The organism is Microbacterium sp. Beta, assembly GCF_005502545.1.
Classification (GTDB): domain Bacteria; phylum Actinomycetota; class Actinomycetes; order Actinomycetales; family Microbacteriaceae; genus Microbacterium; species Microbacterium oxydans.
This window is the reverse complement of record NZ_SCOG01000005.1, coordinates 201787-224263: the sequence shown is the minus strand read 5'-3', so window position 1 is coordinate 224263 and position 22477 is coordinate 201787. Positions and strand designations below refer to the sequence as shown.

15 protein-coding genes are annotated in these 22477 nt (G+C 68.1%); 2 read left to right on the top strand and 13 right to left on the bottom strand.

What is annotated here, in order from left to right; all coding sequences use genetic code 11:
• Positions 1 to 16 precede the first annotated feature (16 nt).
• From FFS56_RS07845 to FFS56_RS07820, 6 genes are all read right to left on the bottom strand, one after another.
• Positions 17 to 319 (bottom strand): DUF427 domain-containing protein, encoded by a 303-nt coding sequence (locus FFS56_RS07845; protein ID WP_061015819.1) that lies wholly within the window; start codon positions 317 to 319, stop codon positions 17 to 19.
• 161 nt (positions 320 to 480) lie between these two features.
• On the bottom strand, positions 481 to 1917 hold the full coding sequence (locus FFS56_RS07840) for an NAD(P)/FAD-dependent oxidoreductase (RefSeq protein ID WP_127011482.1): 1437 nt from the start codon (positions 1915 to 1917) through the stop codon (positions 481 to 483).
• Positions 1918 to 2032: 115 nt separating this feature from the next.
• Positions 2033 to 2233: a hypothetical protein gene (locus tag FFS56_RS07835; protein WP_046748072.1), complete on the bottom strand. Its 201-nt coding sequence runs from the start codon at positions 2231 to 2233 to the stop codon at positions 2033 to 2035.
• Positions 2234 to 2685: 452 nt separating this feature from the next.
• On the bottom strand, positions 2686 to 3471 hold the full coding sequence (locus FFS56_RS07830) for a hypothetical protein (protein ID WP_052748720.1): 786 nt from the start codon (positions 3469 to 3471) through the stop codon (positions 2686 to 2688).
• 10 nt (positions 3472 to 3481) lie between these two features.
• Positions 3482 to 5554: an RHS repeat protein gene (locus tag FFS56_RS07825; protein ID WP_127011481.1), complete on the bottom strand. Its 2073-nt coding sequence runs from the start codon at positions 5552 to 5554 to the stop codon at positions 3482 to 3484.
• A gap of 221 nt (positions 5555 to 5775) precedes the next feature.
• Positions 5776 to 6366: a biotin transporter BioY gene (locus FFS56_RS07820; RefSeq protein ID WP_127011480.1), complete on the bottom strand. Its 591-nt coding sequence runs from the start codon at positions 6364 to 6366 to the stop codon at positions 5776 to 5778.
• 102 nt (positions 6367 to 6468) lie between these two features.
• On the opposite strand from FFS56_RS07820, the gene FFS56_RS07815 reads away from it, so the two are divergent.
• Together FFS56_RS07815 and FFS56_RS07810 are read left to right on the top strand one after the other, a co-directional pair.
• The gene (locus tag FFS56_RS07815; RefSeq protein ID WP_127011479.1) at positions 6469 to 7950 is read left to right on the top strand and encodes a class I adenylate-forming enzyme family protein; all 1482 of its coding nucleotides are present in this window, start codon (positions 6469 to 6471) and stop codon (positions 7948 to 7950) included.
• Complete coding sequence (locus FFS56_RS07810; protein ID WP_127011478.1) at positions 7947 to 9233, top strand: beta-ketoacyl-[acyl-carrier-protein] synthase family protein; 1287 nt, start codon at positions 7947 to 7949, stop codon at positions 9231 to 9233. The genes FFS56_RS07815 and FFS56_RS07810 overlap by 4 nt, the downstream gene beginning before the upstream one ends.
• 2 nt (positions 9234 to 9235) lie before the next feature.
• On the opposite strand, the gene FFS56_RS07805 is transcribed toward FFS56_RS07810, so the two are convergent.
• The 7 genes from FFS56_RS07805 to FFS56_RS07775 form a co-directional block, all read right to left on the bottom strand.
• Entirely contained in the window at positions 9236 to 10282 is a 1047-nt protein-coding gene (locus tag FFS56_RS07805) for a zinc-binding dehydrogenase (protein ID WP_208644287.1), read from the bottom strand.
• A complete protein-coding gene (locus FFS56_RS07800; RefSeq protein ID WP_127012907.1) occupies positions 10279 to 11625 on the bottom strand; it encodes an MFS transporter in 1347 nt (448 codons plus the stop codon). Before FFS56_RS07800 ends, FFS56_RS07805 begins: the two co-directional genes overlap by 4 nt.
• A gap of 111 nt (positions 11626 to 11736) precedes the next feature.
• Positions 11737 to 12846, bottom strand: coding sequence for a beta-propeller fold lactonase family protein (locus FFS56_RS07795; protein WP_046748063.1), 1110 nt, complete (start codon positions 12844 to 12846; stop codon positions 11737 to 11739).
• A 10-nt stretch (positions 12847 to 12856) separates the two neighbouring features.
• Entirely contained in the window at positions 12857 to 14143 is a 1287-nt protein-coding gene (locus tag FFS56_RS07790) for an adenylosuccinate synthase (protein WP_046748062.1), read from the bottom strand.
• Positions 14144 to 14352: 209 nt separating this feature from the next.
• Entirely contained in the window at positions 14353 to 17361 is a 3009-nt protein-coding gene (locus FFS56_RS07785; RefSeq protein WP_164734057.1) for an AbfB domain-containing protein, read from the bottom strand.
• A gap of 61 nt (positions 17362 to 17422) precedes the next feature.
• Positions 17423 to 19825: an FG-GAP-like repeat-containing protein gene (locus tag FFS56_RS07780; protein WP_171010999.1), complete on the bottom strand. Its 2403-nt coding sequence runs from the start codon at positions 19823 to 19825 to the stop codon at positions 17423 to 17425.
• A 159-nt stretch (positions 19826 to 19984) separates the two neighbouring features.
• Complete coding sequence (locus tag FFS56_RS07775; RefSeq protein WP_127011475.1) at positions 19985 to 22438, bottom strand: FG-GAP-like repeat-containing protein; 2454 nt, start codon at positions 22436 to 22438, stop codon at positions 19985 to 19987.
• Positions 22439 to 22477: the final 39 nt, after the last annotated feature.

Below are 22477 nucleotides of genomic sequence, written 5' to 3'. Positions count from 1 at the left end.
GGGGCTCTTCAGATGCCTACGGGCCGACCTCGACGCGCGGATCGAAGGCGACGAACCCGGAGAAGTCCTTGCCCACCCGATCGAAGGCGGAGGGGTAGGGGTTCGGATACGACCACGCGTAGTCGGTGTGGAGCTCGCCGTCGGTCTGCACCGAGTAGTACTGAGCAGCCCCCTTCCAGGGACAGGTGTAGGGCGTGGGGCTCTCGACGAGCACGCCGGGCGTGATGGACGCCGGTGGGAAGTACCAGTTCCCCTCGATGCGGGCGAGATCGCTCTCGTCAGCTTCGGCGATGACGGTTCCTGCGAGTACAGCCTTCATGGTCCTGCCTCCTCGGATGTGGGTATGAGCGTATAAGACGGGTGCGACATCGTGGGTGAGGGTTGCGCCGCGCTCGTCAATATGAGAAACAATCCGGATCCTGTTCGACGCGATCACGCGAACGGATTGCCCCTGATCGCGAGATCAAGCCCTGACGTCCATCAGGCGGAGTCGCGACCGTACCCCTCCAGCAGTCGTAGCCAGATCTCGCTGATCGTGGGGTACGACGGCACCGCGTGCCAGAGGCGGGCGATCGGCACCTCGCCGACGATCGCCACGGTCGCCGCGTGCACCAGTTCCGCCACCTCGGGTCCGACGAACGTCGCACCGATCACGACGTCGCGGTCGGTGTCGACCACGAGTCGCGCCTGGCCTTCGAATCCGTCTTCGTAGAGGCTCGCGCCGGCGACCCAGCCCAGGTCGTAGTCGACGGCCTTCGTCGCGATGCCGGCCTTCGTCGCCTGAGCCTCGGTGAGCCCCACCGATCCGACCTCGGGTATCGAGAATGTGACCTGCGGGACAGCGGCCTGGTCGGCGGTCGCGACGTGACGACCCCACGGGGCGTCGTCGACATCTTCGCCCTTGGCGCGGGCGACGATCACATCGCCGGCAGCGCGCGCCTGGTACTTGCCCTGGTGGGTGAGCAGCACGCGGCCGTTGACGTCGCCGACCGCGTAGAGCCAATCGGATCCGGCGACGCGGAGCGTGTCGTCGACGTCGATCCAGCGACCGGGTTCCAGGCCCACGACGTCGAGGCCGATGTCACCGCTTCGGGGCGAGCGACCCGTCGCGGCCAGCACCTCGGTCGCGGTGATCTCCTCGCCGCCGTCGAGGGTGATGGTCACGCCGTCCGCGCCGCGGCGCACGGATGTGGTGCCCGTGCCGGTGCGCACGTCGACACCGAGCTCCTTGAGGCCCGCGGCGACACGTTCGCCCGCGAAGGGCTCCATCCCGCCGAGCAGACCGCTGCGGGCGATCACCGTGACCTGCGAGCCGAGTGCGGCATAGGCGGTCGCCATCTCGACGGCCACGACCCCTCCGCCGATCACCGCCAGGCTGTCGGGCAGCTCTTCGGCGCTGGTGGCCTCCCGACTCGTCCACGGGCTGGCATCGCGGAGACCGTCGATGGGCGGGATGACCGCATCCGATCCGGTGCTGATGGCGACAGCGTGCCGCGCCGTGAGCACGCGCTCCGCGCCGTCGGCATCCGTCACCGTCACTTCGCGCTCACCCGTGATGCGGCCGTGGCCCCGAGCGAGGTCGATGCCGGCGGAGTCGAGCCACTTCACCTGGCCGTCGTCCGACCAGTTGCTGGTGAACGAGTCGCGGCGGTCGAACACGGCGCGCACGTCGAGCTTTCCGGTCACCGCCTGCGAAGACCCGCCCACGTGCTGCGCGGCCCGGAGCGCCTGCGCCGAACGCAACAATGCCTTCGACGGCATACACGCCCAGTAAGAGCATTCACCCCCGACGAGCTCGCTCTCCACGATGATCGCGGTGAGCCCGCCCTGCACGGCTCGGTCGGCGACGTTCTCGCCCACCGGACCACCGCCCAACACGATCAGGTCGTACTCGTCGGTCTTCTCCGCAGCGTTCATGCGTCGCACCTCTCCGTGAGCCGGTTACGTGGCCCAGTCTCGCTCATGAGCAACGCCGAGTCACGGGTGAGTTGTTCCCTTCGGCGTGGCGTCGGCGGACGAGATGGCGCTGATCTCAGCGCAGAGGGAGGTCGAGCGCCTCACGCATCCGCCACGCCAGACGCAACACATGGTTTCGACGACCGATGGTCGACGGCAACGGAACTCGCCTGCCATCGACGCGCTCGAGCTCGATCATCCGAACCGAACCCACGAGCGGGAGCCAGCCCACACCCGCTCCTCCGGCTCCGTAGTAGAGCTGCTCGTCGACGGCCACGATCTCTCCTGATCTGAAGTGGCGTCTGCGAAACCAGGTGCACACGACAACCACGCCTGGCTCCACCCACACCCCGAGGAATAGCGATCGTACGAACGCGGCCGCCGCAAAGAAGCACACGCATGCGCCGATCCACCACGACGAAGTGCCCCAACTCACGGCGACCGTCAACACACTCGCAGCGGTACCCCAGAGCAAACTACCCACTCGAGCACCTGCCGCCGAGCCCGCTACCTTTTCCAACTTCACCCATTGCTTCTCTGTGGCGACTTCCAACGGACCTGTTGGGAGGACCGCCCTTCGCATCCCGATCAACGTCAGGTGAACTCGGCTTGAGCGCGCACGCCTCCAGACGAGCCCGCACCGGCAACTGGCAGAAGGACCATCGCGCCATGCGGGATGCGGTACTCGACGATTGCTCGCCGACGCTCCACTGGCAGGCTGAGTGGCGTCTAATCGCGTGCGGTCTCCAGGGGGGAAGAATCCCCCATCAGCTTCGCGAGCTCGTGAAGCTCCCGCGCCCGAGCAGGTTCACCGTTCTCGAGCATCATCACCGCAAGATTGTGAGCGCTGTGGCCATCACCGCTGGCTATACCCGCCCTGTAAGCGGCCTCAGCTGCCTCGAAGTTCCCCGGCTCCTCGGCGAGGAGATTGCCAAGCAGAAGCGCTGCTCCGTACACGTCCGCGCGAACCAACCGCTCCAAGAGCTCGCGCGCTTCTGCCACCTTTTGCTGAGCAAGGAGAAGCTTCGCCAGCGGTACCCCAAACTCTTCGGACTCCGCAAGGCCACGCTTGAGCAGATGCTCAGCCTCACTGAACCCAACCGAGTCCCCCGCGCTTAATAGACTCTCACCCAGGAGCCCTGCCAGACGTGCGGCATCTCCGGCGTTCGCAGAGATCGCCTTTCGTAACCAGAGCGTGGCTTCTTCGTGGTCACCGATCCAATTGAGACCTTCGCCGAGCGCTGCGAGCGCTGCACTCGAGCCGCCGCTCGCGGCTTCGCGGAACATCGAGATCGCGAGAAGTTCGTCTACGTCCCAAACAGCGGCCGCCAGTTCGAACAGAGTGTTCGGGGTAGTCCCCGCGCTGAAATCGACTTCCTCAAGATCGACTGAGGGAATCAATGCTCGCATGACCGTCTGATCGAAGTCGCCTTTATCGCTTCTGACGGCTCGCAAGAAATCCAAGTACTGTCCCGCGGCGAAAGCATCTTCTGCCGCACGTCGATCCGGCTCCATCGTCGCCTCCTTAAGCGATTTCAATTCTCCGACCGCCAAAGACGATCATGTTGTTTCTCTTGTTCTGATTCGGCTTGAAGTTGGGTTTCGGCTTGCCTCCGTGACTTTGAGCGTTCTCATGCTTGTTGGTCGCCTTGCCCTGCTTGCGCGAGCCATGACCGACACGGTCGTTGTTGCGCGTGTTGTCGCGCTTACGGTGTGCCATCTGCATGATCCCACCGATCGCCAGGGGGACCGCCATCGTCAGCACGACGTTGACTGTGGCCATCTGCCGTGAAAAGTACCCGAACTGCTCCTGCACCCAGGGGTTCGTGGCGACAATGGTGCCAGCAACGAGCAGCGCTGCGCCTATCAGGAACGCGGGGCTCGTTACGACAGCGGCATGCCCAAGCAAAATAGGGATTGCCTCACCGCTGAGATCGTTCATGGAGATGGGATCAACGGGCCAGACGTAGTCATTATGACTTCCACCCTCGATCGGGTCGACCTGCAGGAACCGCCCGAGGGCGGGGACATACAACCGCACCCCCATCTCCACCACCAGAGCCGAACCCGCCGATTCCGCGGGCTTCAACGCCCCCTGATGCCAGAGGGTGTTCCCCGCCACCTGGCCGGTGTCATCCGACGCCACCGTCCCGATCGCGAACGTCACCGGGTCCACCGGCTGAGCGAACGGATCCCACAACAACAACCCGCTCGTCGCCGCCCCGGTGCGCGTCACCAAGCCGTGCCCACCCAACCCGGGGAACGACCACGTCACCTCCCCCGCCTGGTTCGTCCACGACACCCCACCCGGCAGGCCCACACTCCTCGTCAAACCCGCACCAGACCTCTGCCCCCACGCCGCATCACCACCCGCCGCATACAGGTAGCTCGTCGCCACCGCCGGCTCCGCACCCGCCGGATCGATCGTCCGCGATGCCATACGCCCGGTCGCATCCCGCACGATCCGCACCGTCGTGCCGTCGTCATACGTCGTCCCGATGTGTCGGTTCGCGGCATCGTACGAGAACTGCATGTCACCCAGACGAACCGTGTTCCCCCGCCCGTCGTACACGACCTCCGACGCCGACAGACCATCCGCGACAGTCGTCGCACCCGGGACCGCCCCCGTGACTGTCGAGGACAGTAGCCTGTCCGCCCAGTCGAAGCAGAACTTCGTCGTGGTGGTCACGGCCGCCTGACCCGGCGCCGTCCACACATCCGTCGAACCCGTCCGGTTGCCGGACATGCCCGCCGCCGCATTCGGACCGCACCCACCCGACGACCCGAACCCATACGTGAGCTTGTGCCCGGGAATGGCCGCCGACACCAGCCGTCCCGCCGTGTCATACCCGTACGTCGACGAATACGACGTCGACCCCGTCGACGACTGCTGCTTCACCACACGGCCCGACTGCGAACGCACAACGGCGTCCGACACGACCTGACCGCCGACCAGCCACTCCTGGCCGATCACCCGCTCCGCCGCATCACGGCTCACGCTGTTCAACGCCGAACCATCCGGATACGCGATCTGCTTCAACCGCTGCAAAGCGTCATACGTCACCGACGCGAGCTGCTGCCCATCGACCGTGACCGTCTTCACCTTGCCGTCGGCGTCATACGTGTACGCCGTCACCGACGCCGCACCACTGGCCGGAGTCGTCGAGATCTGCGTCACACGCCCCGAAGCGGGGTCGTACGTGGGCGTGGTCACCGTGCCCCACACATCCGTGTAGCTCACGACCCGACCGAGCAGGTCGGAGACGGTCGTGATGGTCGAGCCGTTCGGCGACCCTGCGACCGCTACCCCGCTCGTGACGGTGGTGTATCCACCGTTCGTCACTCGTGTCGACTCCGTTGTCGTGCTCGAGATCGTCGCCACGCCCGAAGGACCGGCGACCGTCGTGGAGATCACCTTGCCACGGCCGTCGTACCCGGTGCACGACCACGCTGTGTCGCCGCTGGTCTTCGTCCCCACCGTGCGACCCCACGCGTCATACGCGTACTCCGTGGTGATCGGCGTGCCCGTGGCCGGAGTCGGTCCCGTCGTGGACTTCAGGAGACCGAACTGTTTGGTCCCCGCCGGAAGGCCGCACACAGCCGGGGCGCTGTTGACATCGCCGTAATAGGTACTGGTGGTCTTGGCCGTCGCCGGTACGCCTGCTGCCCCACCGGCGGGGAGCGTGCGGGTCAGACGCCTGAGCGACCCCGCTGCACCGGGCTGCGCCGGTCTGCACCGGGCTGCTCGAAGGGCGTCGAGGTCGTCAGCGCGAGGCCATCAAGATCGGCGGCAGTCAGTGCTCGACGCGACGGTGACGCCTACGCCGCCACCCTCGCAGGCTCCCGCACCCGCACACCGTCGGCGAAGGCCCGCGGGTAGGCGCGCCGGAGTGCGACGACGACGAGCGTGGCCGCGGTCACCTTGATCAGATCGCCGGGCAGGAACGCGAGGCTCGACAGCGCCGTGGGTCCGAGGGGCACGCCGGTCACGAGAGCCTGCACGGGGATGCCGAACGCGTAGACGACGAACACACCGCCGACCAGTGCCGCGATCGCGGAGCGCCACCAGGTGAAGCGCCCCGTGCGCATGAGCAGGCCGATCACGACGACGCCGGCGATCCAACCGATGAGGTACCCGGCGCTCGGGCCGACGAACACTCCGAGTCCTCCACGACCGCCCGCCAACACGGGCAGCCCGACGGCGGCGAGCACGAGCACGAGGAGGATGGCGAGAGGCGCGAGGCGCGGACCCAGCACGAGCCCTGCGAGCATGACACCGAGGGTCTGCGCGGTGATGGGCACCCCGGCGGGCAGAGGCACGATCACCGCGCCGAGCACGATGATCAGGGCGGCGAACACCGCGATGCGTCCGAGCGATGCGCTGGCGTCTGTGGCGCGCGACGTTGTCATTAATCCTCCTGAACACCGTTCACCTGAACGGTGTTCATTACAATAGGGACGCCATCCTCTCCACGCAAACCCGCCCCAGGAGCCATCACGTCCTTCTCCCCGATGCTGCGCCGTGTCGCCGTCGAAGACCCCGCTCGGCCGGCCATCGTCGACCACGATGCCGGCGTGACCTATGGCGAGCTCCACACGGAGTCGCGGCGGATTTCGGCGACTCTCGAGCGCATGCTCCCAGCCCACTCGGCGCGGGCGGATGCACTCGGCCTTTCGACACCACCGCCCGTCGTCGCCATCTGTCTGAGGCGTGCTTTCGACACCGCACGCACCGTCGTCGCGATGGAGGCGGGGGATCGCATCCTCAGCGTCGTGGATGCGCACTGGCCGGTGTCACTGCAGACGCAGCTGATCACATCCACCGGCGCGGTGGCGGTGATCACTGATGTCGCTGCGCTGCGAACCGCGCTGGATGCGAGCGGCTGGCCGGGTCTGATCCTCGGGCTCGCTGACCTCGAGAACTCGGGATCACTCGCCTATGCCGACCCCGATGATCCAGCAGGCGATGCCCCGTTCCTGCTGCTCACCTCATCCGGTACGACAGGACGACCGAAGCCCTTCCTCAAGACCCGCGCGCAGTACACCGCGAACATCGACGTCTCGCGCACGTATCTGGGTGCGAGCAACCGCGTCGCGACCTTCGCACCGGGCCCGATGTCGTACAGCCTGACTCTCTACACACTGTTCGAGGTTCTCGCCTCCGGCGGCGAGCTGCACGTCACCGACCGTCTCGACGACCTGTGGCTCACCCCCCGCGCGCGGGACGAACGCATCACGCGAGTGGTCACTGTTCCGGCGGCAGCTGCCGCCCTCGCCGACGCCGCGAGGCGCAACCCGGGAAGGTACGACGGCATCGAGCTGATCGTCACGGGAGGCGCCGCGCTCTCGGCGTCGGCTCGAGCCAGAGTGTCCGACGCACTCCCCCGCACCCGGACGCTCAGTTACTTCGGCACCGGCGAACTCGGCTTCATCGGCGACGACCGCGCCGGCGACGGACGCATCCGGCTCTACCCGCAGGTGGAAGCCCGGGTGCGCGACGACGACGGCGATGATCTGGCACCCGGCGAGCTCGGCACGCTCTGGGTGCGCTCCCCCTCGTGCTCGACCGGCTACCTGCCGGGAACGACTTCCGCGTCGTTGACGGATGCCGACGGCTGGGCGAGCGTGCACGATCAGGGGCGACTGCGGGGCCGGGACTTCTCGTTCGCCGGCAGAAGCGGAGATGTCGTCACCACCGGCGGGCACACCGTCTCCCTCGACGAAGTGGAACGTGCATTCGACGGGATGCCGGGCCTCGGCGACATCTGCGTGATCGCCGAGAGTGACGACCGCCTCGGCACGCGGATCATCCTGGTCGTCGAAGGCGATGCGCCACCGGCAGCGACATTGCGCACGTGGGCGAGGGACCGGCTCCCTCCGGCATCCGTGCCACGTCGCTGGCACCGCCTACCGGAGTTCCCACGAACCTCCGGCGGCAAGATTCGTCGCACCGCGGTCGCCGATCTCGTGGCGCTCGGGCGGAGGCCATCGTGAGCGTCGAGAGGTCTGTCGTCGTCACCGGGATCGGCGCCATCACCCCGAGTGGTCTCACCGCGCCGAGCATGTGGGCGTCAGTCCGCGCCGGACGAAGCGGCATCACGCTGCTTCCGCCTGAGCTCGAAGGTTCCGGGCCGGTGCAGGTCGGCGGAGTGGTCGGCGGGTTCGCCGCGCCTGCCGACCTGCCGACGTCACTCGCCCGCCACCTCACTCCGATGCAGCAGTGGGCGATCACCGCCGCTGATGAGGCGATGGATGATGCGGGCGCAGGTGACCTGCCGTGGAACGCGGATGCCGCGCAGGTGCTCGTCGCCACGGGATCAGGACCGGTGGACGCGGTGACGGAGGCAGCCGGCACGTTGCGAGAGACCGGTCGGCGCCGGGTGCCGCCGAGCCTCGCCGTCTATGGAACCGCGGATGCCGTCGCCGGGATCCTCAGCCGTCGATACGGATTCCTCGGACAGACCCACGCCATCACAGCGGCATGCGCGAGCGGCGCCATCGCGATCGGCGAAGGCCTGCGTCGCATCCGTCACGGATACGCCGATGCGGTGCTGGTCGTCGGGATGGACGACTGCCTCGGTCCGCTGCATCTCGCGGCGCATGCGAACCTGCGCTCGGTCGTCACCGGATTCGGCGATGACCTCTCATCGGCCTCCCGCCCCTTTGACCGTGCGCGGAGCGGTTTCGTCATGGCGCAGGGCGCCGCCGCGGTTCTGCTCGAGGCTGCCGACCTCGCCAGCGAACGCGGCGCACGCCCTCTCGCGACGGTCGCCGGGTTCGGTGCGACCAGCGACGCCCACCACGCCACGGCACCGGATCCGGTCGCCGCGGGAGCGACCAGGGCGATCAACGCCTGTCTCGCCGATGCCCGCGCGACCGCATCCGCAGTCGATCATGTCAACACCCACGGCACGGGCACGGTGCTCGGCGACGCGGCCGAGCTCATCGCACTCGAGCAGGCGCTGGGAGCGAGGGCACCGTCGGTTCCGCTCACGGCGACGAAGTCCACCACCGGGCATCTGCTCGGCGCAGCCGGCGTCGTCGAGACAGTGATCGCTGCGATGACCCTGCGCGACCAGGTGCTGCCTCCGACGATCAACCTGACCGACCCCGACGCGGAGGGCTGGGACTTCGTGCGCGACCAGGAGCGACGACATCCGGTCCGCACAGTGCTGTCGACATCGTTCGGCTTCGGGGGTCACAACGCGGCGCTGCTGCTCACGCTTCCCGAGGTGAACTGCGCCCGTGCGGCTCCGTTCGCCTCTCCTCCGCGGTGAGGTCACCGCGGAGACGGCACCAGCACGACCTTCCCTCGCTGCCGGCGCCGTTCGATGGCTTCGTGGGCGGCGGCGGCATCCTCGAGGCGATACTCGTCCACAGGCGGAGCCGTGCGGCCTTCCGCCAGCGCGGCGAGCGCTCTGGACTCGAGAGCACGCAGGTCGGCGATGGACCGCCCGAGCGGGACGGCGACCGTGAGGGAGCGCTGCAGGATGTCGTCGGTGTCGAGCCGGAGCGCCTCTCCACTCGACCATCCGATGATCACGACGCGGGCACCGCTGGCGAGAGTCTCGAGTGCCGTCCGGCCCGTCGCACCTCCGACCCCATCGATCAGAACCGACGGCTGCGCGCCGTCGAGACGTTCGGCCATCTGCTCCGGCCACGTCTCGACCGTCACGTCGAGCGGCAGCAGCAGGCCGTCGGCGAACCTCTCACCGTGCGCGAGCCGCTCCACCACAGGGCGCTTCACCTCGCCGCCGTAGAGGGCGACGACAGTCGCCCCGACCGAAAGCGCCAGCTGGACGAGCTGACTTCCCAGGCCGCCCGATGCACCGGGGATGAGGACGACGTCGTCTGGGCGGATGTTCGCGGATTCCCAGACGAGCTGGGCCGTTCGACCGGTACCGATGGTCGCGACCGCTTGGGAGAAGGATGCTCCGGCGTCGACAGAGTGCAGAGACTGCGCGGACGCGAGCGCGAACTCGGCGTATCCGCCGCTGCGGAAGCCGAGGTGGGCGACCACGCGCGTTCCGAGGAGGGCCGCGTCGACCCCGGACCCTACGGCGTCGACGAACCCGGCGACCTCGCGCCCCGGCGTCATCGGAAGTGTCGGCTTCGGCATCGACGCCGGTGCGGTGCCTCGACGGATGTCGGTGTCGACGGCATGCACACCCGCCGCGGCGACCCGGATCCGCACCTCGCCCTCGGCGGGAATGGGCACGGCCACCTCCTCGGCTCTCAGCACCCCGGCCTCTCCGAAGTCGCGCTGCACGATCGCGAGCATGGTGCCCCGCTCCGTCGCCTCCGCGCTGCCCGCTTCCCCGCTCACGCTTCTCCCCCCGGCCGTGTCCCGCGCCGTTCAACGGCCGCGCTCACCCGTGGAGCGAGCACCGCCGCCGCGATCGCGATCACCGCAGCCAGGGTGAACACTCCCAGGAACGGGTCCGCGGTGGCCAACGCCGTGAACAGCGTCCCCGTGATGGCGAGCGCCATGGCACTGCCGAACGAATCGGCGACCGTCATAGCGCCGCTGTTGAAGCCTTGATTCTCCGGTGTCGACATCGCGAGCGTCAGCGCGCTGGTACGTGGGCTCATGAGCCCCATCCCCAGACCCGCCACGATCCAGGCGACGGCGAGCGGTGCAGCGTCCGCCCTGATGGCTGTGATCGCGACGGTCAGCACGATGCCGACGAAGACCAGGATCGTGCCGATGCGCACCGCCGTCACGCTCGAGAGGCGAACGCCCATCCGCCCCTGGACCGTCGCCGCGACCGACCACGAGAGCGCACCTCCGGTCAGGGCGAGCCCCGCGAGGGTCGGCGACAGGTCATAGCGATCGGTGAGCAGGTACGGCAGGTAGATCTGCGCGCCGAAGAACGCGGCAGCTGCGAGCCCGCGGACGAGGATGACCGAGGGCAGCCCCCGGTGCGCGCGGAAGGTTCCGCGGGGAACCAGCGGGCGAACCGCGATCAGGGCGACGATCACAGCGACGACCGCCAGCACCGGGCCGACACCGGGGATGTCGCCGACCAGGTTCAGCGTCAGCACCGCGGCCGCCGCCAGAATCGACCAACCGAGGCGGCCGTACGCCCACGGTGTCGTCGCATCGCCGTCGCTCGAGAGAGCGCGAAGGGCTGGAATCACCATCAGCAGCGCCACGAGCACCAGGATCACCACACCGAGGAAGACCCAGTGCCAGCTCCAGAGCTCGGTCACGGCTCCCGCGACCGTTGGTCCGATCAGCGAGGGGATGACCCACGCAGCCGCGAATCCGGCGAAGATCGCGGGGTGCAGCTCCTGCGGGTAGACCCGGGCGACGACGACGTACAGTGCCACCATCAGGCCGCCGCTGCCGAGACCCTGCGCGAACCGACCGGCGACGAGGACCTCCATGCTCGGGGCGAGACCGGCGATGAGGAGCCCCACGATGAACATCGCGACCGCGGTGTACAGCGGGGCGACCGGCCCCCGACGATCGGCCCAGTTTCCCGCGATCACCATGCCGATGACTCCGGTGGCGAGAGGACCGGCGAACGCCAGCGCGTATAGCCGTTCGCCGCCGAGGTCGGCGCTCACGGTCGGCATCACCGTCGTGACCGCCAGGGACTCGAACGCCCCCAGGAACACGAGCGCGCACGCGCCGATCGTGATCCACACGTATTGGCTGCTCATGATGCGGGCTGCGGCCGCATCCGGCGTCGACACCTGCTCGGTCTCCGAGGTCATGATGACGACGGTAGAACCTCAAGTGAGGTTGAGGTCAAGAAGGAATCTCGTGATGCCTCAGCGCACCGGAAGGAAGTGCGTCGGCGTCGGGACCTGCGCTTCGTGGCGGACGCCGAGGGGCGCGCCCGTGCGCTCGTCGAGGTCGATCAGAGTGATGGTGTCGGAGCGCTGCCCCGCGACGAGCATCTTGCCCTCGTGGACGAGGTGGTGACGCGGCCAGTCGACGCCCGAATCGGCGAGTGCCACCGACTCCAAGGCCTCGCCTCCGCCGCGCACCCGCAACGCCGCGATCGTGTTGCTTCCACGCAGGGCCGTGTAGAGGAACTGCCCGTCGCGAGTGCGGGCGAGCTCGGCGGGGAAGTCTGTGCCCACTTCGGCGATCGGGCTCGTCAGCGCCACCGACACGACGCTCCAGGTGCCGTCGGCAGCGCGCGCGAGCGTGAACACCTCGCACGAGTACTCGGTGACCACGTGGAGGTGCCCGCTGGGGTGCAGCACCATGTGCCGCGGTCCGGTGCCGACAGGCAGAACCACCTCGTGGTCGAGCACCAGCCCGCTGCCGCTCTGCCGCCAGAACCGCACGAGGTCGAACCCGAGGTCGGTCGTGGCGACGCGTCCGTCGGGGAGGAACACCGCGGCGTGCGCATGCGAGACACGGTCGCCGCCCATGCCGTACGGGTCCACCGCCGCGACGCCGTCTCCGGGAGGGGTGGGAGCAGGAGCATCGGGATCCGCGTCGTCCCCGAACAGGGCCGCGCGGAGTGCCGCCGCCGCATCCGCCTTCGCGGGGACGATGCGCCCCTCCGCGTCCAGCCCGAGTCTCACGACACGACCGTCGCCGTAGCAGCTGGCGATCAGCGCCGAGCCGTTCGGGGCGACCGCCACATGACACACGTACTGGCCGACCGGCGCGGGCGCACCCAGCGGGGCCAGCACACCCTCACCCGCACGGACGAACGCCTGCACCGCGGAGTCACCCTCCAGTGCCGCGTAGACGATGTCGAGGGTCGGATGCTGCGCCAGCCAGGACGGCGAAGGAACCTCCACCGCAGCGCCACGGTAGGCGAGGGTGGATGCCTCGCGGCCCTCGTCCCCCGCGAGCAGGCCGATGCCCTCGGCCGAACCGTCCATCGCGGGGCCGTAGCCGCCGAGCCAGAAGCGCGTCATCGGGTGCGGATCAGTCGAGCAGGTCGTGACGGACGATGACCTGGTCGCGCTCCGGGCCGACACCGATCACCGAGATGCGCGTGTTGCTCATCTTCTCGAGCGCCAGCACGTAGTCCTGCGCCGTCTGCGGCAGGTCCTCGAAGGTCCGAGCGACCGAGATGTCCTCATTCCAGCCGGGGAAGTACTCCAGGATCGGCTTCGCGTGGTGGAAGTCGGTCTGGTTGACCGGCACCTCGTCGAATCGCTCGCCATCGACGTCGTAGGCGACGCACACGGGGATCTGCTCCAGGCCCGTGAGGATGTCGAGCTTCGTGAGCACGAGGTCGGTGATGCCGTTGATGCGCGTGGCGTAGCGCGTGATGGGGGCGTCGTACCAGCCCACCCGGCGCGGGCGGCCGGTCGTGGTGCCGAACTCGAAGCCCTGCTTGCGCAGCCACTCGCCCTGCTCGTCGAACAGCTCGGTCGGGAACGGACCCGAGCCCACGCGGGTCGTGTAGGCCTTGACGATGCCGACGATGCGGTCGAGCGCACCGGGACCGACGCCGGAGCCCGTCGCCGCTCCTCCTGCTGTCGCCGAAGACGAGGTCACGAACGGGTAGGTGCCGTGGTCGATGTCGAGCATCGTGGCCTGGCCACCCTCGAACACCACGACCTCATCGCGGTCGAGCGCCTCGGCGATCAGGTAGCCCGTGTCGGCGACCATCGGCCGCAGCCGCTCGGCGTAGGAGAGCAGGTCTTCCACGATCTCGTCGCACGTGACCGCACGGCGGTTGAAGACCTTCACCAGCAGGTGGTTCTTCTGGTCGAGAGCGCCCTCGACCTTCTGGCGCAGGATGTTCTCGTCGAACAGATCCTGGACCCGGATGCCGACACGGTTGATCTTGTCGGCGTACGCCGGGCCGATGCCGCGGCCGGTCGTGCCGATGTTGCGCTTGCCGAGGAACCGCTCCGTCACCTTGTCGAGCGTGCGGTGGTACTGCGTGATGATGTGCGCGTTGGCGCTGACCTTCAGCCGCGAGACGTCGATGCCACGGGCGGCGAGCGCCTCCAGCTCGGAGAACAGCACCTCGAGGTCGATGACCACGCCGTTGCCGATCACCGGAGTGACGCCGGGCGACAGGATGCCGGAGGGCAGCAGGTGCAGCGCGTACTTCTCGTCGCCGACGACGACGGTGTGTCCGGCGTTGTTGCCGCCGTTGAACTTCACCACCCAGTCGGTGCGCTCACCGAGCAGATCGGTGGCCTTGCCCTTTCCTTCGTCGCCCCACTGCACGCCGACGATAACGATTCCTGGCATGGGTAACCCCCTGGCTTTCGCCGGGTTTGCACCGGCCGATGAGCTGGCCCTCTTCGGGCCGTCCCATCCTATCGAAGGGTTCCTCGACGACCCTCCGGCCGCTCGACCGCTCCGGTCGAAGTTCCTCGACCGCTCCGGTCGCGATATGACAGCCTCGGCGGCCGTTGAAGATGGAATATCGCGACCGGAGCGGTCGTCCTGGTAGTCGACTACGGCGCGGTCACCCAGGGGGCGCCGACCGTCCATGCGACATCGGGGATGTAGTTCTGCGTGTCGTCGGCGTTCGGGATACCCGCCCACCACGAGGCTCCGCCGTAGACGAGGCCGTTCTTGTAGCTGCGCATCACGCGCCACGAGTCACCCGAGACGGAGAAGCTGAACCCCTTCCCGAATGCGGCATCCTCGGCGCACCACGTCGCCCGGTACGGAACGGTGGGAGCGCTCAGGATGACGTTGCCCCCGATGTTCATGTAGAGGTACTGCCCCGGCGCCGAGAGCGACTCGAAGCTGTAGCACTGCGGGTTCGCGAGGCCCTGGACCACCCGGAACGTCGCGTCCTTCCGTGCGCTCGACGTTGATGCCTCGGTGATCATCGGGATCGTGGCCTGCGCACCGCCCGCGGTCGCGGATAGCGACTTCCCGGTCTCCGCGGTGCGGAGCGAGACGAGACTCCCCACAGGGGCGATGTCGTACCGCATCTTGGTCGCATTGCGGTAACGCCACTGCTGCTGCGGCGACGCGGCCACGGGCGCAGCGAGCGCCACGGTGCCTGCCGTCGGAGCCGCCAGAGCCTTGCCCGACCCGGCGTTCAGGACGGTGACCACACCGGAGGGAAGAGTGGTGAACGACCACCGCTGCTTGGCATCGGTCAGGTCGCACGGCGCCTGCACGACCGCACTGCCCGCCGTGTCCGCGCTCCCGAGGCACAACGTCCGGGTGACGGTGTTGCGCAGTGCGAATGCCCCTGCGCCCGACTCGACCAGCTCCCACTGACGCACCTGCCACACCTCGGAGCAGCCCACCGCGACGATCACCGCACCCGCGACAGCACTGCGGTCCTTCGCCGTCAGGCACTTGCCGCCCTGCGCGACGCTCTCGAGTTCGAGCACCTGCGCGGGAGCCAGTGTCGGCGGCGCCCAGGCCTCACCGATCGTCCACGCGGTGTCCGGGACGAAGTTCTGCGAGTCGTCGGCGATCGGGATCCCGGCGTACCAGGACGCACCGCCGTACACGAGGCCGTTCGCGTGGCTGCGCATCACCCGCCACGAGTCCGTCGCCGTCGAGAAGGTGATGCCCTGCCCGAACGCGGCATCCTCCGCGCACCACGTCGCACGGTACGGAACCGTAGGAGGTGTCAACGTGACGAGGCCACCCATGTTCATGTAAAGGTATTGGCCGGGAACCGTGATCGACTCGAAGCTATAGCACTGGGCATCGGCCAGCCCTGCGACCACCCGGAAGGTCGATGCCGTGCGGGTGGCCAGCGGCGAGGTCGCGACGACGTCGTTCACCGTCACCTGCGCCGAAGCGGCTCCCGCGACCACGGACTTGCCACCCACGGCGGTGCGCAGCGAGACGTAGCTGCCGATCGTCGCGGCGTCGTACCGCATCTTCGTGACGTTCCGGTACTTCCATCGGTCGGCATTCGCCCCGGTGTCTGCCCGCAACGAGACAGTGGTCGCGGTCGGCGCGGAGAGCACCTTGCCGGAGGCGGCATTGACGATGCTCACGGCACCGGCGCGCTGCTCGCGGAAGGTCCACTGCTGCTTCGGGTCGGTCGTGGCGCACACGGCCTGCACGACACCGGTCCCCGCCGCATCGGCGGCGATGCACTTGTCGCGGTTCACGTAGTTGCGCAGCGCGAACACTGTCGGGGTGACCGCGACGAGCTCCCACCGACGCTGCTGCCAGACTTCGGTGCAGCCCACCCCGACGATCACGCTGCCCACGCCGGTGTTCCGGTCCTTCGTGGTCACGCAGGACCCAGCCTGAGCGATGTTCTCGATCTCCAGCACCTGTGCTGCGCTGATTCCCGCGAGCTTGCGTCCGTTCTCGATGGTCGTGGCCACCCAGGGTGCGATGACGTCGCCGCGCGTCGCCGTGATCGACCCAGTGCCGGCGGGGATGCCGGAGCCGTAGCAGCCGGCCTGCGAAGCCTGCGATGCCAAGGCGAGGAGCGTCTTGGTGCCGTTGATGTCACGGACGCCGGGGGCGCCGCCGTCGCCGAGGCAGAGGGACGCACCGGATGCCGCACCAGTCACGGTCGCCGCGTTGACGGCCGTCACCGGGTAGGTGTTCGTGCGGGAGGCAAGCGGAACCCAGACGTTGTTCGTGCGGCCGAAGCCGGTGAAAGCGACGTCCTGTCCCGCGACCGGAGCCGATGTCGCGATCGGCATGGGTGCGATGTCGTCGACCGGGGTCTCCAGCTTCGCCAGGACCGCGTCCTGACCGTTGCCGGCCGGCTCCAGGCGGGCGATCTTCACACCGAGCTCGCCCGTGCCGCTCGCGACCTTGTCATTCGCGACGTCCGGACCGAACAGCACCCGCGCCGGATCGGCCGGAGCACCCGCGACCAACGTCGCCGGGTCGGCAGCGAAGCAGCTCGCCGCGGTCAGCACCCACGACCGGTCGACGAGCGTTCCCGTACAGGAACCGAGACCGGTGCGGACCTTCGTGATCGCGGTCCGCGGGTGCGTGGTGGTGGTCGCCGGGACATCCGTCGACACCGCGTTCACCTCGATCACCACGACCGTCGACTGACCCGTCTGATTCTGGTCGACCGTGCGACGCCCGTTCGCCGGAACCGGGATCTCCGTCTCCGGGCCGCCCGCGACCGAGTACGTGACATCCATCGACTGCGCGCCGGCCTTCACGCCGAACGACGCCGCGATCTCCAGATTCAACACCGCAGGACGGAACGCCGTCTCGAAACACACCTTCGCGCGCTTTCCCGACTTCTCGAACTCCACCTCGACCTGCCCGGTCCCCGCCGCGCACGTCACCACCCGCAGCCCGCCATTGCCGTCCTTCAACACGATCCCGGCCGCCGCGCCCACCGCGGCCCCATCCGGATACGCACCCGACTCCACGAGATACCCCGGAGCATCATCCGCCACCGCCACCGACACCGGAACCGACACCAGCAACGCCGACACCAACGCCGCCGCCACCCCCACGGCCACACCACGACCCCGACGGGGAACTTTCAAAGAGAACATGCAATGCCTTTCAAGAGACCTGAGAGTGACGTAGGAGCGATGTATCCGGAAGATGAGGCGCTCAGCTCAGCAGGCGGAGTGCGTTCCACCCGCTGTTGAGGTTGGTCGGGCCCGTGAATCCTGTCGCTGTGCCGGGGTAGATCCAGAACGCTCCCGTGGTCTGACGGGCCAGGATGTCTGCGATACCGTCGCCGGTGTAGTCGAGTCCGCCGGTGATCACGGTCATGATGTTCCAGCCGTTGCCGACCTGCGTCGGCGTCGTGAGATTTACGCCGTCACCGAGGAATCGCCACAGCAGGCCGTTGGAGTCTCGAGCGACGAGATCGCCCTTGCCGTCGCCGTTGAAGTCGCCGGCAAGCAGAGAGGTCATGTGCCCCCAGCCGGCGTTGAAGTGCACCCCGGCTGCGAAGCTTCCCGCTCCGTTCCCGGCGTACAGGTAGATGTTCCCGTTGGTGCCACGACCGATGAGGTCAGCGCGTCCGTCGCCGTTGAAGTCGACGCCTCCGGTGAGCAGCGCCGTTCCGGGCCAGCCCGAGCCGATGAGCGATCTGCCGACGAGACCGTTCGCACCGTCGCCCTCGTAGAACCAGATGCTGCCGTCATTCCACGTCGCGACGATATCGCCCTTGCCATCGGCGTTGTAGTCGCCGTGGACGATGGCGGTGACCGCTTCCCAGCCTGAGCTCCCCGTCGACTGCTGGGTCCAGCCACCTGTCCCACTGCCGAGATAGAGGTACAACTGGTGGTTCGACGCCGAGACGGACAGGACGTCGGGCTTGCCGTCGCTGTTCATATCGAACGAGGGCTTGATCACCGGTGCAACGGCTGCAACAGACCCGCGGTACTCGAAGTGGTTGTGCGTGCACGCAGCGTCGAACTGCGACCACCCCGCAGGCGTCGTGGCCTTCGGGCGGCAGTTGAGCTGGCCGATACCGCTGGGGGCGGGCAGCGCCGCGAGCATCGCGGTTCGCAGCGCCTGGTCCTGCGCTGTGTTCCCCGTCGACGCGACGCCGTTCACCACGCTGATGTCGACCGCGTATCCGCCACCGTTCCGCGAGTGGTAGTCGGCTTGTGCAGCCCCGGGAGTGACGCAGTACTCGTTCAGGGAGGAGATCGTGATCGAGAAGCCCTGATCGACGACGACCTTCTTCAATGCTTCGAGGAGAACCGGGTCGATCGCGCAGTCGCGCACCTGGTTGTCGATGATGTTCCCTCGCGCTCTGCCCGCTGCGTACGCCTGCAGCTGCGTCATGACCTTCGGTTCCGCGGTGACGCGGCCGCTGTCTACGAGCTGTTGGGCCAGGGCCTGCGTCGCCGCCGGCACGACAACCGTGTCGAGTCCGTCGCGGATCGCCGTGGCGACCCAGCCGGAGAGGGCATCGCCTCGAGTCGCTGTGACCGAGCCGGTGCCGGTGGGGATACCGGAGCCGTAGCATCCGGCCTGTGAAGCCTGCGATGCGACGGCGATGAGCGTCGTGGTGCCGTTGATGTCGCGGACGCCGGGGGCGCCGCCGTCGCCGAGGCAGAGGGACGCACCGGATGCCGCAGCGGTCACAGTAGCTGTGCCGACGGCCGTGACCGGATAGGTGTTCGTGCGGGAGGCGAGCGGAACCCAGACGTTGTTCGTGCGGCCGAAGCCGGTGAAAGCGACGTCCTGTCCCGCGACAGGAGCGGTCGTCGCGATCGGCATCGGGGTGATGTCATCCACCGCGGTTTCCAGCTTCGCGAGCACCACGTCCTGACCGTGGCCCGCCGGCTGGAGGTGTGTGACCTTCACGCCTAGATCTGCGGTCCCGCTCGCGGTCTTGTCGTTCGCGACGTCCGGGCCGAACAGCACCCGTGCCGGAGCAGCCGGAGCACCCGCGACCAGCGTCGCCGGATCGGCAGCGAAGCAGCTCGCCGCGGTCAACACCCACGACCGGTCGACGAGCGTTCCCGTGCAGGAACCCAGGCCCGTGCGGACCTTCGTGATCGCCGTCCGCGGGTGCGTGGTCGTCGTCGCCGGAACGTCGGTCGAGACCGCGTTCACCTCGATCACCACGACCGTCGACTGACCTGTCTGCAGCTCATCCACCGTGCGACGCCCGTTCGCCGGAACCGGGATCTCCGTCTCCGGGCCCCCCGCGACCGAGTACGTCACATCCATCGGCTGCGCGCCGGCCTTCACGCCGAACGACGCCGCGATCTCCAGATTCAACACCGCAGGACGGAACGCCGTCTCGAAGCACACCTTCGCGCGCTTTCCCGACTTCTCGAACTCCACTTCGACCTGCCCGGTCCCCGCCGCGCACGTCACGACCCGCAGGCCGCCATTGCCGTCCTTCAACACGATCCCGGCGGCTGCGCCCACCGCGGCCCCGTCCGGATACGACCCCGACTCGACGAGATAACCCGGAGCATCATCCGCCACCGCAGAGGTCACCGGAACCGAGACGAGCAACGCCGACACCAACGCCGCCGCCACCCCCACAGCCGTAACACGACCCCGACGGCGGAGATTCAACGAGAACATGCAGTGCCTTTCAACAAGGAGAGTGGAGAAGCCGGGTAACCCGGGTGGTGGTGGCCCCTGTCATCCGCACTTGACAGGCCCGCGGCCGGATCAATTGAGAGCAATGCGGGCTCAGCTGAACAGGCGGAGCGAGGTCCACCCATTGCCCACGCGTGAGGAGGCTCCGAACCCGGAGATGCCGAGCCCGGGGTACAGGTACAGTCCGCCGTCGCCCGTTCGCCCGAAGAGATCGGCCTTTCCGTCTACGCCGTAGTCGACGCCTCCGGTGATGGCCGTGATGTTGTTCCACCCGTTGCCCACCTGCGGACCACCCGTGAGCGTCACGTTGTTGCCCGGGTAGATACGAAGCAGTCCGGTCGTCGTCGTTGCGAGGATGTCGCCCTTGCCGTCACCGGTCCAGTCGCCGGCGAGGACCCTGGAGATCCCTCCCCAGTCGTGACCGATCTTCATCTTGGCGCCGAATGTCCCGTTCCCGTTCCCGGGGTAGGCGTAGAGGTGGCCGTCGGACTCGCGAGCGACGAGGTCGGCCTTCTTGTCGCCGTTGAAGTCGATCCCACCCGTGATCAGGCCCTTCGTGTCCCACCCGCGGGCGGCGAGCGCCTTCGTCGGGAAGCCCAGCGCACCATCACCCTGGTAGTACCAGAGCGTGCCGTCGGTGTTGACGACCATCATGTCGCCCTTGCCGTCCCCGTTGTAGTCGCCGTGGATGATGGTCTTGGCCGACGCCCACCCGGAGCTGACGGACGTCTGGGTGGTCCAGCCACCATTGCCGTTGCCGTGGTAGATGTACAGCGCGTTGGACGAGGTGATGCCGATCACATCGGCCTTGCCGTCGCTGTTCAGATCGAACGACGGCTTCACCGGCGTGAGCGGCACACCGTGGTACTCGAAGTGGTTGTGGGTGCAGTCCTCTTCGGTCTGCGCCCAGCCGTTCGGAACCGTGAGCGCCGGGCGGCACGCCACCTGACCGATTCCCGCCGGCGCTGGCAGCGCGGTGAACATGGCGGCCGCCAGAGCCTGGTCCTGAGCGGTGTTGCCGGTCGCCGCGACGCCGTTCACCACGCTGATGTCGACGGCGTGACCACCGCTGTTCTTCGCGTGGTAGCTCGTGGCCGACGGTGTCGCCGTGGTGCAGTACTCGTTGAGAGCGGAGATCGTGATCGTGAAGTTCTGATCGACGACGACCTTCTTCAAGGCTGCGAGGATGACGGGGTCGATCGTGCAGTCGCGAATCTGTCCGCCGATCAGGTGGCCGCGCTTGAAGCCGTCGGCATACGCCTGGATCTGAGCGAGCGCCTCCGTTCCGCTCACGCGTCCGGTGGCCACGATCTGCTGCGCAAGCGCCTGATCCGCAGCGGCGACGGGGGTCGTGTCGAGGCCCTTCTGGACCGTGGCAGCCACCCATCCGGCGATCACGTCGCCACGGGTCGCGATGCTCGAAGCGGTGCCCGCAGGGATGCCGGAGCCGTAGCAACCGGTCTGCGTCGACTGGGAGGCGACAGCGACGAGCATGTCGGTTCCATCGACGTTGCGGACGCCGGGGGCGCCGCCATCGCCGAGGCAGAGCGAAGCGCCGGATGCCGCAGCCGTTACGGTTGCCGCCCCGACGGCCGTCACCGGGTAGGTGTTCGTGCGGGACGCCAGCGGCACCCAAACGGAGTCCGTGCGACCGAACCCGGTGAAGGCCAGGTCCTGACCGGCGGCCGGAGCGGTCGTGGCGATCGGCATCGGGGCGATGTCATCGACCGCGGTCTCCAGCTTGGCCAGAACGGCGTCCTGACCATTGCCAGCGGGCTCCACATGCGTAACCTTCACGCCCAGATCCCCGGTCCCGCTCGCGGTCTTGTCGTTCGCGACGTCCGGACCGAACAGCACACGTGCTGGAGCTGCCGGTGCCCCCGCGGCAAGCGTCGCCGGGTCGGCCGCGAAACAGCTCGCTGCCGTGAGCACCCACGAGCGATCCACGAGCGTTCCGGTGCAGGACCCGAGCCCCGTGCGGATCTTCGTGATCGCGGTCCGCGGATGCGTGGTCGTGGTCGCCGGGACATCCACGGCCGGGTCGGCCTGCACCTCGACCGCCACGATCGTCGACTGACCCGTCAGGCCCGTATCAACGCTGCGACGCCCACCCGCCGGAACCGGGATCTCCGTCTCCGGACCACCCGCCACGGAATAGGTCACGTCCATCGGCTGCTTACCAGCCTTCACGCCGAACGACGCCGCGATCTCGAGGTTCAACACCGCCGGACGGAACACCGTCTCGAAGCACACCTTCGCGCGCTTTCCCGACTTCTCGAACTCCACCTCGATCAGCCCGGCCGCGACGGGAACCGGGACCGGACACGTCACCACCCGCAACCCACCGTTGCCGTCCTTCAGAACGATCCCGGCCGCCGCGCCCACCGCGGCCCCATCCGGATACGCACCCGACTCCACGAGATACCCCGGAGCATCATCCGCCACCGCCGCCGACACCGGAACCGACACCAGCAACGCCGACACCAATGCCGCCGCCACCCCCACGGCCACACCACGACCCCGACGGGGAACTTTCAAAGAGAACATGCAATGCCTTTCAAGGGTCGGTGGCGCCTCGGGTCTGCG

Bases quoted from the DNA above. Each gene is read 5' to 3' on its own strand.
- FFS56_RS07790 (WP_046748062.1), bottom strand. From the start codon at position 14,143: ATGCCAGGAATCGTTATCGTCGGCGTGCAGTGGGGCGACGAAGGAAAG.
- FFS56_RS07830 (WP_052748720.1), bottom strand. From the start codon at position 3,471: ATGGAGCCGGATCGACGTGCGGCAGAAGATGCTTTCGCCGCGGGACAG.
- FFS56_RS07820 (WP_127011480.1), bottom strand. From the start codon at position 6,366: ATGACAACGTCGCGCGCCACAGACGCCAGCGCATCGCTCGGACGCATC.
- FFS56_RS07840 (WP_127011482.1), bottom strand. From the start codon at position 1,917: ATGAACGCTGCGGAGAAGACCGACGAGTACGACCTGATCGTGTTGGGC.
- FFS56_RS07795 (WP_046748063.1), bottom strand. From the start codon at position 12,846: ATGACGCGCTTCTGGCTCGGCGGCTACGGCCCCGCGATGGACGGTTCG.
- FFS56_RS07785 (WP_164734057.1), bottom strand. From the start codon at position 17,361: ATGTTCTCTTTGAAAGTTCCCCGTCGGGGTCGTGGTGTGGCCGTGGGG.
- FFS56_RS07815 (WP_127011479.1), top strand. From the start codon at position 6,469: ATGCTGCGCCGTGTCGCCGTCGAAGACCCCGCTCGGCCGGCCATCGTC.
- FFS56_RS07800 (WP_127012907.1), bottom strand. From the start codon at position 11,625: ATGAGCAGCCAATACGTGTGGATCACGATCGGCGCGTGCGCGCTCGTG.
- FFS56_RS07845 (WP_061015819.1), bottom strand. From the start codon at position 319: ATGAAGGCTGTACTCGCAGGAACCGTCATCGCCGAAGCTGACGAGAGC.
- FFS56_RS07775 (WP_127011475.1), bottom strand. From the start codon at position 22,438: ATGTTCTCTTTGAAAGTTCCCCGTCGGGGTCGTGGTGTGGCCGTGGGG.